Raw genomic sequence first — 14,291 nt, forward strand, 5'->3', positions numbered from 1 at the left:
GAGGCAGATGGGTGGGGGCGAGCGCCCTCGATTCTAGCTGACTCCAGGCGAGCGCCAGGGAACGCGAGCGAAGCTTGGGGGATGTGCGCCGCGTTCCAGGCGGAGAGCGCGTGTTTCAGGGGCCGCCCCTTCGGCTCGCGACCGGGCCGTCGGTTCTGCCGACCGGGCCAGGGTCCATGAGGCCTGTCTCTGACACCGTGTCGCCGCGAACGAAGGTCGAGCTAGGGCAAATCTCTGATCTCCGACGTGCAGGCGCCCTCGTCGCAGCGCGCCGCAACCGCCTGCTCGCTCTCTCTCTCGAGCCGCCGGCCGTCCTCCGCGAGCGGAGGACGCGGCGCGCAATCGCACAGCGGCCAGCCTGCGAGGCACACCGCCTCGGCGGCCTCGAACGCTTCCTTGTCGTCCGCGTCCACGCCCACGAACAGGATATCTCCGCAGCAGGTCGTGACGTGCGGCAGCACGACGCAGTCGCTCGCCTGTTCGCAGGCCTTGCTGAACGCCGGAAAGCTCGACTCGCGGCACGCCAGGCCATGGCTGCTCCCGCCCCCGGAGCCGCCGGCCCCGCCGCTGGCGGCGCTGCCGCCGCCACCCCCGGAGCCGCCGGCCCCGCCGCTCGCGGCGCTGCCGCCGCCGCCCCCGGAGCCGCCGGCGCTCGCGGCGCTGCCGCCCCCACCCCCGGAGCCGCCAGCGCCGGCGCTGCCGCTCGCGCCCGCTCCGCTGGTGCTGGTGGATTCCGCGCTCGCAGGTCCATGGTCCTCTTCGCCGCACGCCGCGCCGCCCAGCGTCGCCCACGCGAGGAAGGAACCACGAGCCAACCAGAGAAAGCACTTGGGTGTCATGGCCGCCGCGTCGAGCACGGGACATGCCCGCTCCGGCACGAGAGAAACACGCTGGTTTTCTGTGCCATGGCGAGCCACGACGTGGCAGCGCGCGGCAGGGCGATCAGGCCGAGTTCGGGCGCGGCGGTCCTTCGTGCCGGCGTCCATGAACATGCGATTACTACGATTGTAACAGACTTGAAGAGCTCGTGTGTCGTGCGTGCATCGAACCACGGCCCCAGGTCGAACCAGCCGTACGGTCACTTGACGCCGGAGGCGTAAGCGAGTGATGCTCCGGCGCCATGGCGGGCTCGAAGCGTGTGAATGCGTCCCTGGCGATGGCGCTGTTCGGGCTTGCGGCGGCCGGCGGGTGTACCGCGCTGGCGGGGCTGGACGAAAGCTACCATCTGGCGGGCGGAGGCGGCGGGACCGTCGGCGACTCGACGGGTAGCGGGACCGTCGGCGGCTCGACGGGAGGCGGGACCGTCGGCGGCTCGACGGGAGGCGAGGCCGGCGGCAGCGCAGGCGGCAGCTCGACGGGAGGCGAGGCGGGCGCTGGCGCGGGCAGCGAGGTCGGAGCCGGTGGCGGCGCCGAGTGCGCGACCTGCTCGTTGCCCCCTTACGACACCGACGATCCGGCGGACCTGTGCGAGGCGTCGGCCGAGATTTACGAGGTGCTCATGGACTGTCTCTGCGCTGCCTGCGGCCTGGTGGAGGAGTTGCCCTGCTATGGCGCGTGCGGCGCCGGCGAGGGGCGGAGCGCCGAGTGCAACGACTGCCTCGCCTCTGTGGCCGCCGAGGTGGAGGGCGAGTGTGCGCCCGAGGTCGCCGCGTGCGAGTTCGACACGGGCGAGTGATCTCGGCCCCCCGGGTTCAGCGCTCGCTCAGCAGGGCGTGAACATCTCGGCGCCGAGATACGTATTCGTGAACTGGCTGTCGACCGGGTTGCCGAGATAGTCGTAGCACTGCACGTTCACCTGGGTGTCCGAGCCGACGCCGGTCCAGTACGAGACCTTGCAATACTGATTGCCGTAGCCGTAGGCCGTCACCATCGCGGTCGAGTTGTACGACAGCATGTTCGGATACCGGACGAAATGCGAGCCGACGGGCGCGTTGTGCCCCGCGCTGATGCCCGGGCCGAAGTAGCAAGGATGCAGCGTGCTGTACAGACCCGTTTAGCTCGCGGGCGGGGTGTACGACGACGACACCGGGTCGCTCGCCCACGCGAAGCCGCCCACGCGGCCGGTGCTCGGCATGCCGAGGTGATAGCTGAGGCTGACGTTCCAGAGGTACGCGCCACAATAGCTGTTGTTCTCGCGCGAAGAGAGGGCGACGAAATACGTGTTCACCGGGGCGCCGCCCGCCGTGTGGCAGCGGACGTGCACGCGGAGCGTGGTGGCGAGGGCGCCGGTGCCCCACGACGCCACCTTGCAGCGGTCGCTGCCGCTGCCGTAGCTCGTGACTTGCACGTTGCCGCCCGCGCCGGCGAGGTTCGGGAAATCGACGGAATAGACGCCCGTGCTCGTGTTGGTGATCGTGTTGGTACCGCCGGCCGAATTGTAGGAATACGAGCCGTTCGCGTTGACGGTGCCCGCGCCGAGCAGGGTCGACCATACCCAGCCGAAGCCCTGGGTGGACGAGCTGGAGAGCATCGCCGCCTCGGCGCTGGCGGTGTCCTCTCCGGAGAGGTCCGCGACCTCGGGATCCATCGGCTCCGGCGGACGACGAGCGACGAGCTCCAGTCGTCCTCGCGCCGGGCGCATGACCTCATGGCTTGTGGCGCGGCGACCACGAGGGCATGAAGCCCGCTCATGCCCTTTCGAGAGCTCCTCCCCATCGTCCTCCTCGGCGCAGGGATCGCGCTCGGGGCGGGGAGCGCGGCCTGCGCCGCGCGACAAGGCTCGACCGGCGCGAGCCCGTCGAGCGCCGCCGCGCAGCCGGCGCGGCCTGGCGCAGCGGCGAGCGCCTCCGCAGCGGCGCCGGCGCAAGCGGCGGCGAGCGACCCGGCCGCGCCCGGGGGAGCCGCGCCCGAGCCGCCGCCCGCGTCGGCCGAGCAGATCGCGCGCCTTCCGCCGGGCGCCGCGATCTACGCCTCGCTTCGCAACGACGCCCTCGACGTCGCCGTCCAGTACGTGCCCCAGATCGCCGAGCTCCTGATCGAGGCGAACCGCGCGCTCGGCAGCCAGGATCCGCCGGACGTGACGCTCGCGAAGGCCGGCGTCGATCCGCGAAGGCCGATCCTGGGCGCCGTGGTGCCCGCGTCCGAGAAGAGCGCGCGCGCCGTCGTCGACGCCATGGCCAAGGGGGCCTCGGGCAAGGCGCTCGAGAAGGTCGTCCTCGGGCACGCGGGGGACGTGACGCGGGTGCGGCTCCTCGTTCCGCTCGTGAGCGGGGCGGACCCGCGGCGCGCCCTGGCGGGCGTGGTGGACGTCCTCGCGGGCGGCGCCCCGCTGGACGCGTGCCCGGGCGCAGCGCGCTGCGCCGGCTTCGGCGCCCGGGCGCCGCTCGGCGTGGCGCAGGGCGGGATCGCCGCCGTCGCGATCTACGCGGACGGCGCCGACCTCCGGCTCGACGTCGTGATGTCGCTCTTCGGGTCCGGCGGCGATCCGGCCGCCCTGAAGGAGCTCGTCGCGTTCGGCGAAGAGGTCGGGGGCCCGGAGGGCCGGTGCTCCAGGTTCGACGCGAGCCCCGTGGTGTCGGTGTGCCTCGATCCCGAGCGGATGGGCGAGCTGGGCGCGACGGACGGCTACGGCAAGATCGCGAGGGCGCTCTCCGGAGGCCACGTCGATCCAAGGGTGATCCCGGGGATCGCCGCCCAGAGCTTCGCCGAGGCCCGGCAGAACCTCTGGCTCGCCGCGCCGGCGCGCAGGCTCGCCAGCGATGGCACCCTCGGGGTCACCGTGCAGGGCAAGCGGAGCCGCTTCGTCGCGTCGTGGGCCCTGACGGACGCCTCGCGCGCCGGCGTCGAGAGGGCGTTCGCCGCCGAGCGATGCGCCGCCGGCGATGCGGCGGTCACGGAGCTCTTGCCGGCGCTCCGCGCTGCGGTCGGCGGTCCGGGGAAGGGCTTCGACGACCCGAAGAAGGTCGTCACCGCGTTCCAGGAGGCAGGCTGGTCTGCCTATCTGATCGCCGCCGGCGGCCCATGGCTGAACCTGCTCGGCGTGATCGCGGGCGTGCTCGAGCAGGGCCCCGGCACCGACCCCGACTACCATGTGTGCGCCCGATACGACGGCGGGCGGCTCGTCCTCGTGTCCGAGATCCGGAGATGACAGCGGGCCTCTCGCCGGGCGCCCAGGTCGCGCCGGCGTGATGATACAAGTGGAGGTCGCACGCGCCATGACCACCGCCCTCCCCGCTTCCTTCGCCGATCTCCCGCTCCTTCAGGGCCGCAACCCCCTCGCCCGCCGCATCGAGACCCGGCACGGATTCCCCATCCTCCCCGGCCGCTTCCCGGTCGTGGGCCACATGCCGGCGATCGCCGTCGACGAGCTCGGCCTGCTCCGCGAGGGCCAGCGCCGCTTCGGCTCCCTCTTCTTCTGGGCTCCCGGCGTCGACGCCTGGCAGCTCGTCTACGCATCGAACGAGGCCTTCTCGCTCTTCAAGAGCAAGGCCGTCGACTCCTCGTACCTGACCGAGGGCGGCGTCGGCTACCTCTTCGGTCAGACGCTGATGGCCCACGACGGCGCCTCGCACCGCCGCCTCCGGACCGCGATGAACGGGCCCTTCTCGCCAAAGGGCCTCGACGCCGCGGAGGTGGGCGCGATCGTCGCGACCAGCGTCGAGCGCAAGGTCCGCTCGTGGCTCGGCCGTCGCGACGTCCAGCTGCTGCGCGAGACCCGCGAGCTGGCCCTGGAGGTGATGTTCAAGATCACCGGCGTCGAGGACGACGAGCTGCCCGAGTGGCGCCACTATTACGAGGATCTGATGCTCGTGATCCTCGGCCTGCCCTTCGACGTGCCGGGCTCGCCGCGGCGCCGCGGGCTCCGCGCCCGCGCCTGGCTCGACGAGCGCATCGGCCGGATCCTCGCCGGCGTGCGCGCCCGCGGCGACGCGAAGGGCCTCCTGCCGGCGCTGCTCACGGCCCGCGACGAGCAGGGCGAGCCGCTCTCGGAGCAGGATCTCGTGGGCAACCTCCGCCTGCTCCTCCTCGCCGGCCACGAGACCTCGGCCTCGGTCATGGCCTGGTGCGTCGCCCACCTCGCCGAGAGCCCCGCGGCCTGGCGCGCGCTCCGCGAGGAGGCGTCGAGCGCGGCGGATCTCCCGCGCTCGCCCGCGGATCTCCGCCGCTTCCCCTACGCCGAGGCCGTGTTCCGCGAGGCGCTCCGCCTCCATCCGCCGGTGGCGCACGACGCCCGCCGCGCCGTCGCCGATTTCGAGCTCGACGGCCGCGCCGTCCCCGCGGGGACCCACGTGGCGATCCCGCTGGTCCTGCTCTCCCGCGATCCGGAGCTCTACCCCGATCCGGACAGCTACCGCCCCGAGCGCTGGCTCGGCCGCAAGGAGGCGCTCTCGCCGCTCGAGATCGCCCAGTTCGGCGGCGGCGCGCACTTCTGCCTCGGCTATCACCTCGCCTGGATGGAGATCGTCCAGTTCCTCGTCGCGCTCGGGCGGGAGCTCCCGGCCTCGGGCCCCAGGCTCCAAGGCGGATTCCCCGCCTCGCGCTACCTCCCGGTGCTCCGCCCCTCGGGGAGCACGCGCGTCCGATTCGACGGCTGAAGCGCCGCGTCGTGCGACATCGTGACAAGCGGTCTGTCGCGCGGTCGATGGCGCGATTGTATAGCAGCGCTCATCGGGCCGTTTCGCCCTTCGATCTGCCGTTCCATGACCAACGCCTCCAGAGCCGGCCGCATGGGCTCACGCAACCCGCTCCAGATGACCTGAAAGTAGACCATCGCGTGCTCCTGGTCGAGACGGCCAAGCGCAATTTGCGGTGGCGAACCGTCGCGTTCCGTCACTTTCGTCGAGATTTCGGGGGAGCGTGACGACGGATCGCAGCCCCTCCGCGGAGAGGCATAACGTGCTCTTGATGGGTACGATGGGCTCCGGTCGAGCCGGAGGGCCCAGGCCCATGCGGTTGTGCCTATCTTAGAAGTTCCCGCCGCTCAGCGCGCCCGCCTTCAAGCTTCGTCCGCCTTCCGCATTGCAGCCCGCACCGCTGCCGCCGCCTTCTTGTCTTTCACGATCCTCTCCAGCCACACCCGCCGGATCCGCATCATCGACTCATCCGGCAGGCCCAGATCGGCCAGTGCCGCCTGGCCCTGCCCCTGCTCGGCCGAGATCACAAGCTGTGCGTACTCGCCCGCTGTGATCGGCCCGCGCTCCTTCTCGAGTGCCGCCACGTAGGCCGCGTCGTACGCTGACAGGAGCTTCTTCTTCCGGCGCGCGATCTCGTCCTGGATCTCGTCAAGCCACTGTTCGTGCAGCGACTGCCAATTCTTCGGCGTGAGCTTCTCCGCTTTGAGGATGGCGTCGCAGTCCGCCGGCCGCTGCGCGAGCTTGGCCGCAATGACTGCGCAACGCTCGATGGGGTAGGCCGCGAGAGGCGGTGCGGGCTCCTCCGGCGCGGGGAGCGGATCAGGCTTTTTCGCCTGGGTGTCAGGCTCGGGCGCCTCCTCTGCCGAGGGCTCCATCGCCCCCATGTCTGGCCTCGCCAGTGGGCCGAGCATGGCAGGAGGGGCAGGCTCCTTTGCCGTCAGGGGTGGAGACCTCGCATCGCGCTCAGGCGCAGGCGGCGCGTGCAGCGCAGGCGGCAGCGCTGGAGGGATCGCGACAAGCGGCGGACGCAGCACCTCGTCAGGAGCCTTTGCTGGCTCCGCCCCTCGCGGCGAAGACTCTGCTTGGTGACGTAGCGCAGTCTCAGCTCGCTCGCCCTGCACGAATGGCAACGCGGGTTTCGCGGCGACCAGTGAAGCCGCGCTGGTGGCAGCGGGCGCATCGGCGGGCGGCTGCGCCGCGGCTGCCGGAGTGGGTACCGCGGCTGCTCGTGGCGCGGCCTGAACGAACGCAGCGGCCGCGGCCTCGAGGTGCTGTGCCCGACTCGACGGGGGTACCGCGGCCGCCGGCGGCGCGGACTGCACGAAGGGGGGGACTGCGAGGCGCTGCGCCGGGCTCGACGGGGGAGCAGGTTGGCCCGCGGGCACTGTGGCGAACGGTAGGGCCAGCCGGGAGACGGCGAGATCCTGATTCACGTCCAACGGCAGGGTGCAGGCCTCAGGGTCATCCTCGTTGTGCACGGCGCTATCGCCATCGTGCGCCTTGTCGTAGGGCGCTTGGAGCCCGATCTCGCTCATCGCGCCGCCGCCGGCCCGGCCGCTCGCGAGCCCCACTCCAGAACTGCTGGGCACGCCCTCGCTGTCGTTACTTACGAGGGTCTGATAAGGCTCCTCCAGCGCGACCAGGATCTGCCCGGCCTCTTCCGGCTCTCGGAGCGGGACCTGGCCGCGCCAGGTCACCGTGCAGATGCAGCGGTCGGTGTTGATCCAGAGCAGATCGGGCCACATGGCGACGCCCTGCAAGGGCTCGCCGGGGCGGTCGACGTAGGCGCGGGGGTGGAGCCCCGGGAGGCTCGTGACGAGGTGCGGGTGCTCGGGGTGGAGATGCTCGAGGACGAGCCGCTCGTCATTGCGGAGCGCGGTGGTCTGCTGGTCGACCGGCGCGGCGTTGAAGTAGCTGACGTCGAGGTCCGGGGGCAGGGGCTGGCGGTGCCAGTCGTTGCCGGGGAACGTGGCCGCGTAGCGCCCCAGCTTCTGCCGGCGGGTGGGCCATCCGGAGGCAACGGGTCCAAATCCCACCGGCTCGATGACGTCGTCCGGCCCGATGACGACAACGCCCGGACGCTGGAGGTTGGGGAGGTTGCGTCGCCCGTGGATGTCGCGAGCATGGGGGGGCATGCCGACGGGGTTGGAGGTGCCGGGGCCGCCGCCCGCGTACTCCCAGAGCAGCGGCATCCTGGTGAAGCGCGAGCTCTGATTCAGGACGCCGTGCTGCGTGAAGCTGCGAGCTCCGTAGACCTCGATGGCCTTGTCGATGTCATTCACGATCACGCGGGCAGTGAGGGATCGGACTGCCGTGCCGTTGGGCGAGAAGGCGTGGCCAACGAGGACGACGTCCGCCCGGGCGCGGTGGGGGACGACGTCGGAGGCCGCATAGAGACTCCAGCACGCGTCGTCGCGCCAGTGGCGGTCGGATAGGTGGAGCGGCTCCTGCTCGGCCGCGAGGGCACACACACCGGGGTACAGCTTGAACGTGCTTTTACAGACGAACGTCTGCATCCAGGCGCCTGGATGGGGTTGCCACACGACCAGGCCAACGGGGAGCTGCGAAAGGGAGACGACCTTCACTCCGCCGGCGATACTGCAACCATCAACACGAGGCGTCAATGTGTGGGCGTTCGACCGTCTGAACGGCCGCACCGGCGGAGCCCTGAGCGTACAATGCGCGCGGGCCCCACTTGCGGACAGGGATGGCTGCCGGATAGCATCGGCTGTCCGCTCTACAAGCGCAGGGTAGACCGGGCTAGGAATGCCCATGGCCGACACGCACCCGAGCATGCGAAACAAGGGAACCGGACTGAGCTCGGGGGTCTACCGAGTCGAGGCGCAGATCGCGTCGGGCGACATGCTCGATGTGCGTCGCTTCCAGGTCACCGAGCGGATTTCCTCGCTCTTCGAGGTCCAGATCGTCGCCGTATCGGACGACCCCGATATCGACTTCGAAGCCGTCATCGGCCAGCCCATGACCTTCACCGCGCACGGGAATCAGACCCGCGTCTGGTCCGGACTGTGCAGTCACCTCCAGCAGGTGGCCGTCGAGGAGCGCTACCTCTCCACCTACGAGCTGACCCTGGTCCCGCGGCTCTGGCTCGCCACCCAGCGCCGCAACTACCGCATGTTCCAGCACAAGTCGGAGGTCGACATCGTGCTGCAGCTCCTCGGCGAGTGGGGCATCTCCCCCACGCGGCGGCTTGCCGGCGAGTACAAGAAGCGCAAGTACCGCGTCCAGTACGGCGAGAGCGACTACACCTTCATCAGCCGCATGCTGGAGGACGCCGGGGTGAGCTTCTACTTCGACAACGGCGGAGAGAGCCAGCTCGTCCTCGACGACCGCCCCCAGGCGAACGTCGCCCGCGTGCCCATCACTTACCGCGATCACCCGACCGACGCCGACCGCGAGCACGTCACCAAGGTCGTCGTCGGCCGCCGCCTGCGACCCGGCAAGTACACGGTGCGCGACCACGACCACCGGAGGCCCGCGAACTACAAGCTCCTGGCCACCGCCTCCGGCGCCGGCCCCGTGGAAGATCAGCTGGAGCGCTTCCATTATGTGCCTGGCGCGTTCCTGTTCGAAAGTCAAAAGGGCGAGAGCTCGCCGACAGCCGACGATCAGGGCAAGTACCGCGCGGACGAGTCCGAGGGCGAGGCGCTCGCTCAGCGTCGGCTGGAGGCGAAGCGCGCCTCGGCACGGGAGATCGTGTTCAAGACCAACGTCATCGATCCCGCACCGGGCGCCGTCCTCTCGTTCCTCGAGCACCCGAAGAGCGAGCTCGGTCCCGACAAGAAGCTGCTCGTCCTCGAGTCCCAGCTCTCCGGCGAGGTACCGGCCGAGTGGGAGCACTCCTGCGTCGCCGTGAGCGCCGACGCGCCCTACCGACCGCCGCTGCGCACGCGCAAACCCCGCGCGCAGGGCGTCGAGAGCGCCACGGTGGTCGGTCCGCCCGGCGAGGAGATCCACGTCGACGAGTTCGGCCGCGTGCGCGCCCACTTCCACTGGGACCGCGAGAGCAAGATGAACAACGACTCGTCGTGCTGGATCCACGTCAGCCAGCCCTGGGGCGGCGCCGGCTTCGGCGGGACCAACCTGCCGCGCATCGGACAGGAGGTCATCGTGGACTTCCTCGGCGGCGATCCCGACCGGCCCATCATCGTCGGCCGCGTGTACACCAACCTCCAGAAGACGCCCTACTCGCTGCCCATGAACAAGACGCAGAGCGGCTGGAAGAGCAACTCGAGCCCGTCCACGTACGGCTACAACGAGATCATGTTCGAGGACAAGGCCGGTAGCGAGCTCGTCAGGATGCAAGCCGAGAAGGACCTCCACAAGCTGGTCAAGAACGATCAGGAGACGACGATCGGCCGCGACCGGACGACGGGGATCGGCCACGACGAGGACGTCACGGTCGGCAACAACGCCACGAAGAGCGTGCTGAATAGCCTGCGCGAAGCGGTGGGGATGATCCGCGCCCGCGCCGTGGGTGTCGACGAGGTAGTGCAGATTGGCCGGAATCAGACCATCGACGTCGGGGAGAAGATCGAAATCACGTGCGGCAAATCGAAGTTCGTGATGGACAAGGACGGCAACATCACGCTCAAGGGCGTTAGGATCCTGGTCGATGGGAGCGAGCATGTCCAGGTCTTCGGCGATCCGATCGATCTCAACTAGCCCTGAATGCGGTCGCAGAAGGCGGTTCGAGCCCGGAGCTTCATGCCGAGCCATATCCCGCGGCGTCCCGTCCGGTGTCGTCCTTCTTGGTGTCCATGCAGGGACCAAGATCGAGCTCGTCATCGATCCTACCTGAGCAGTGCCATGCTGGCCGTGAATCGAACCGCCTTTGCTGCGACGCACCTCATCGACGGCACCCGCGTCGCCGTCCACCGCCGCTAGCCATGTTGGCCGCCAACGCGACCCCCTTCGCCGCGCTAGGGTTCGAGCAGAAGCACCGTGACGGCGCAGCCATGGCCGTCGTCGCGGCGAGGGGCACGCTTCTACTCTCGCCCGAAGGCCGGCTGTCGATCGCCCCCGATCAATCCTTGATCCTCGCCGACGAGTACGAGGGTGATCCGCATGCGACACCGATGCTCCGGGTCGGCCTGCTCATCCCTTTCAAGCCCGCGGCCGACGTCACCCTCCTCGCGGATGGCCACGCCCCCGGGGGCGTGGCCGCGCACGTCTGGCAGGTGAGCGCGCGCGTCGGGGAATACACGCGCTTCCTGAGGGCGTATGCGCCGCGCGCGTTCGAGCCGGACGCCGGCGGGTTTCGGCTTTCCACGGGAGAGCCGGCGGCCCGCGCGTCCATCGACTACCGATCGGCCGCCGGCGGCGTCGTCATCGGCGATCCCGAGGGCAACGTCGACGCGCGCAACCCCATCGGCCGGGGCGTCCTCGATCGCCGCCACACGCCGGCCGATCGCGCCTACCCCGCGCCCACCATCGACAGCGAGGCCGAGCCTGTGGGCGACCCGGCGGCGCGGCCAGAACCGCAGGGCTTCGGGCCCGTGCCGCCCTGGTGGCAGTTTCGCAGCCGCTTCGCCGGCACCTACGACGACGCCTGGCTGGCGACTCGCCACCCTCAGCTCCCCGCCGATTTCGACTATCGCTTCTACCAGACCGCGCACCCCGGCCTGGTCTTGCCCGGCCATCTCCGCGGCGACGAGCGCGTCGAGCTCCAGGGCCTCACGCCGGGGGGCGGCGCGCTCGCGTTCACGCTGCCCGGCCACTCGCTCTGGGCCTGGTTCAAGTGGGAGCGGGGGCGCCGCGTCCCGGTGCGCCTCCACCTCGATGGCATGCACATCGATGTCCGCGGCGAGCCGCCTTGGTCTGTCCAGCTCACCTGGCGCGCCTGGGCGGCCATGTCGCAGGGCTTCGATCGTATCGATCTCGCTGCCGCGAGCCTCGAAGAGGCCGCGGCGCTGCCGTGGTGTGACGAGCGAGGGCTCGTGAGCCCGGGGAGCGACGCATGAGCATCCCGCGCGAGGGCAGCCGCGACATAGGCGAAGGCATCATCGTCTCGACCTGCCCGGATGTCTGCAAGACGCCGGTCGGCCCGGCGCTCGTCCCCATCCCTTATTCGATCTACGCAAGGCAGAACCAGGCGGCCGTGGACACCGCGACCACCGTGCTGCAGACCGGCGATCGGTCGCACAACATGGGATCGAAGGTGACGACGTGCCAGGGTGATGAGCCGGGCAGCGGGCTCGGGGTCAAATCGGGCACGGTGGGCAGCGTCTGCGAGCCCAAGACCTACTCGCCCACCGTGCGCATCGAGGGCAGGAACGCGATCCGCCACGACGACGCCTGGTGGATGAACGACCGCAACACCGAGGGGAAGCTCATCTTCGTGCGGGACACGCGGGTGATGAGCGCCAGCGACCGCCCGGTCCAGGTCGCCTTTCTCGACACGACGGGGGCCTACACGGGCACGGGCACGGCCACGACGCCGGGGAGCGCGCCCGCCGCGGGGCCCATGGGGGCGGCCGCCAGGCTCAACACGCTGCTCGGCCTCGGTGCGCTGGGAGCAGGCCTCGGGGAGATGGCCGGTCAGTATTACATCGGCAATGAAGGCATGTTCGCCCGGAGCATCGATCAGCACCTTTATGGCCAGATGAGCGCCGACCAGCGGAGTGCCGCGTATGGATCGAGCGGCTGGTACTGGAACCAGGTAGATAGCACCAACAATCAGCTCTCGCTCAAGGCAGGCACCCTCGTCGACTTCCGCCAGATGACGCCCGAGCAGCTCGAGCAGCTCGTGAGGCAGCCGTGGCCCTCGGCCGAGAAGATCCGGCAGAACGCCGAGCGCCTGCGGGCGCAGCGCGCGCGACAGGAGGAAAATGCGCGGCTCGCCGCCGCAGCGGGCAACGTGCGCGTGACGCGCGAGCGAGACCGGCCTTGCAACGTCGGCCCCTACAGGACTATCCGCGGCACGTGCGAACCCGGCTACCAGGCGCACCACATCGTGCCCGACTACACCCTTCGTTATGGCACGAGGGCCGAGGGTGAGGCGGGGATGAAGCGCATCCCCAACTTCCCGTCATTCGGCGACGGGCCCGCCATCTGCCTCCAGGGCAACGCCGGTGACGACGGCTCGGAGCACTGGGAGGCGCACGGCGTGGACGCGAGCGTCGCCCAGCTGGGCGTGAACGGCACGCCGCCGGGGACGACCGCCATCGGCAGCATCATCGACCTCTCGGAGAATCAGGTCGTCAACCTCCGCCGGGAGTGCGAGGCGCAGATCCGCGCCGCGGTGCAGGCGGGCTTCGCCGGGGTTGACCGCGCGCAGCTCGGCCGCACCACCCTCATGCCGACCGTGGCCGGTAGTCCGCAGTACGAGGCGCTCAGCACCGGCATGCGCCCGGGCGGTCGCTACTGAGGTCGAGGGAGACATCACCATGACGACGCCGCTCACCTTTACCCGCGCCAAGGCCGCTGCCGCGGACTTCCTCTGTGTCGCCGGCGTGCCAGACGGCCAGGAGCCCTTCACGCCGTTCACCCGGCTCTGCCGTTACGATGCCGGCGATGCGGGGCCGGTGAAGTGGTTCTACGACGACCTCCAGGTCGCGGTCACCTCGATCGCCCGCTTCACCCCCGCGCCCGGCGCGCCGACCGCGTTCTGCGTGCTCTCCGCCGAGGGAGACGTCGTGCTCATGCGGCCACCGTTCCCGCGCGAGAAGATCCCCGGCGCCGGCATCACCTCGCCCGACGCCGAGCGCTGGGGGCGCCTCGCGCGCCTCCGCCCTGTCGGCGACCACCTCTACGCCTGCGGCGACGGGGGGCAGGTCTATCGCCGTGTCGGCGGAGACTTCGGCGCCGGCCGCTGGGAGCACCTCGATCGCTCGCTCTTGCAAGATCCCGAGGAGCGGGCCCGGGCGCTCCTGCACGCGCCGAGCTCGCCGGCCGCGGAGCACAAGGTCTTTTACTGCGTCGACGGTCCACGCGAGGACGAGATCTACGTCACCGGGACGCGCGGCACGATCCTCGTCTGGGACGGCGCCACGTTCACCGCTCTCCCGCCCGTCACGGCCGCGGCGCTGGTGAGCATCTTCGTCGAGGACGAGAAGCGCATCTGGATCTGCGGGCGCGAAGGCACGCTCCTCCGCGGCAACCGGCGCGAAGGCTTCCGCGCGGTCGCGGTCTCGGGCCGGCGCCAGATGTTCACGTCGATCACCAGGCACGACGGCCGGATCTACCTGGCAAGCGGCGCCAATCCGCGCGGCCTCTTCACCTACGAGCGCGGCAGCCTCCGGCGAGTCTCGACCGGGCTCGTGCCCGAGATCGAGGACGCGCACACGGTCGACAGCGTCGGCGGCGCGCTCTGGGTCGTCGGCTCGAAGGACATCGTGCGCCTCGAGGGCAGCCGCTGGGAGCGGATCGACCACGTCGACAACGCTCCCATCCGTTGACACTTGACGGTCATCGTCATCGGATGATGTGCGCGGGGTTAGCGCGGGATGCCCCGCGCGTGGTGCGAGGTGAGGATGCGAATCTTCTTGTCGCGCCTACACGCATGACACCGCCCAGGCCCGGCGTGGAGGCGATCACCTCGGATCCGTACCCTGCGGCCGACGTCATCGAGCCGCCGCATCCGCACGCGCACGCGCCCCTCGTGCGCCTCACACTCGACCATGCCGACCACGCGATGTCTCGGCTGCCAGCGCACCTGGAGCCCGGATCGCGCCGGACTATTGCGATCGTCATCCATCG

11 protein-coding genes are annotated in these 14,291 nt (G+C 70.5%); 7 read left to right on the forward strand and 4 right to left on the reverse strand.

Annotation, left to right across the window (positions count from 1 at the left end):
* Positions 1 to 221 precede the first annotated feature (221 nt).
* Entirely contained in the window at positions 222 to 839 is a 618-nt protein-coding gene (locus tag WMF11_RS31465; RefSeq protein ID WP_437902917.1) for a hypothetical protein, read from the reverse strand.
* A 281-nt stretch (positions 840 to 1,120) separates the two neighbouring features.
* Between WMF11_RS31465 and WMF11_RS31470 the strand changes: the two genes are divergently transcribed.
* Positions 1,121 to 1,675: a hypothetical protein gene (locus WMF11_RS31470; RefSeq protein ID WP_437973368.1), complete on the forward strand. Its 555-nt coding sequence runs from the start codon at positions 1,121 to 1,123 to the stop codon at positions 1,673 to 1,675.
* A gap of 27 nt (positions 1,676 to 1,702) precedes the next feature.
* Here WMF11_RS31470 and WMF11_RS31475 read toward each other — a convergent pair whose 3' ends face one another.
* The gene (locus WMF11_RS31475; protein WP_437973369.1) at positions 1,703 to 1,894 is read right to left on the reverse strand and encodes a hypothetical protein; all 192 of its coding nucleotides are present in this window, start codon (positions 1,892 to 1,894) and stop codon (positions 1,703 to 1,705) included.
* Positions 1,895 to 1,993: 99 nt separating this feature from the next.
* A complete protein-coding gene (locus WMF11_RS31480; RefSeq protein WP_437973370.1) occupies positions 1,994 to 2,581 on the reverse strand; it encodes a hypothetical protein in 588 nt (195 codons plus the stop codon).
* 48 nt (positions 2,582 to 2,629) lie between these two features.
* On the opposite strand from WMF11_RS31480, the gene WMF11_RS31485 reads away from it, so the two are divergent.
* Positions 2,630 to 4,087 (forward strand): hypothetical protein, encoded by a 1,458-nt coding sequence (locus tag WMF11_RS31485; RefSeq protein ID WP_437973371.1) that lies wholly within the window; start codon positions 2,630 to 2,632, stop codon positions 4,085 to 4,087.
* Between the two features lie 67 nt (positions 4,088 to 4,154).
* A complete protein-coding gene (locus WMF11_RS31490) occupies positions 4,155 to 5,534 on the forward strand; it encodes a cytochrome P450 (RefSeq protein WP_437973372.1) in 1,380 nt (459 codons plus the stop codon).
* Between the two features lie 401 nt (positions 5,535 to 5,935).
* On the opposite strand, the gene WMF11_RS31495 is transcribed toward WMF11_RS31490, so the two are convergent.
* Positions 5,936 to 8,089: a DUF2169 family type VI secretion system accessory protein gene (locus tag WMF11_RS31495; RefSeq protein ID WP_437973373.1), complete on the reverse strand. Its 2,154-nt coding sequence runs from the start codon at positions 8,087 to 8,089 to the stop codon at positions 5,936 to 5,938.
* A gap of 256 nt (positions 8,090 to 8,345) precedes the next feature.
* Here WMF11_RS31495 and WMF11_RS31500 point away from each other — a divergent pair, with 256 nt between their 5' ends.
* The 4 genes from WMF11_RS31500 to WMF11_RS31515 all read left to right on the forward strand — a co-directional run bounded on the left by WMF11_RS31500 (position 8,346) and on the right by WMF11_RS31515 (position 13,990).
* Positions 8,346 to 10,256: a type VI secretion system Vgr family protein gene (locus WMF11_RS31500; RefSeq protein WP_437973374.1), complete on the forward strand. Its 1,911-nt coding sequence runs from the start codon at positions 8,346 to 8,348 to the stop codon at positions 10,254 to 10,256.
* Between the two features lie 224 nt (positions 10,257 to 10,480).
* Entirely contained in the window at positions 10,481 to 11,554 is a 1,074-nt protein-coding gene (locus tag WMF11_RS31505; protein ID WP_437973375.1) for a DUF2169 family type VI secretion system accessory protein, read from the forward strand.
* Positions 11,551 to 12,960, forward strand: coding sequence for a DUF4150 domain-containing protein (locus WMF11_RS31510; RefSeq protein WP_437973376.1), 1,410 nt, complete (start codon positions 11,551 to 11,553; stop codon positions 12,958 to 12,960). The genes WMF11_RS31505 and WMF11_RS31510 overlap by 4 nt, the downstream gene beginning before the upstream one ends.
* A 19-nt stretch (positions 12,961 to 12,979) precedes the next feature.
* A complete protein-coding gene (locus tag WMF11_RS31515) occupies positions 12,980 to 13,990 on the forward strand; it encodes a hypothetical protein (RefSeq protein WP_437973377.1) in 1,011 nt (336 codons plus the stop codon).
* Positions 13,991 to 14,291 lie beyond the last annotated feature (301 nt).

Source organism: Sorangium sp. So ce295 (genome assembly GCF_051527405.1).
Lineage (GTDB): Bacteria > Myxococcota_A > Polyangia > Polyangiales > Polyangiaceae > Sorangium > Sorangium cellulosum_B.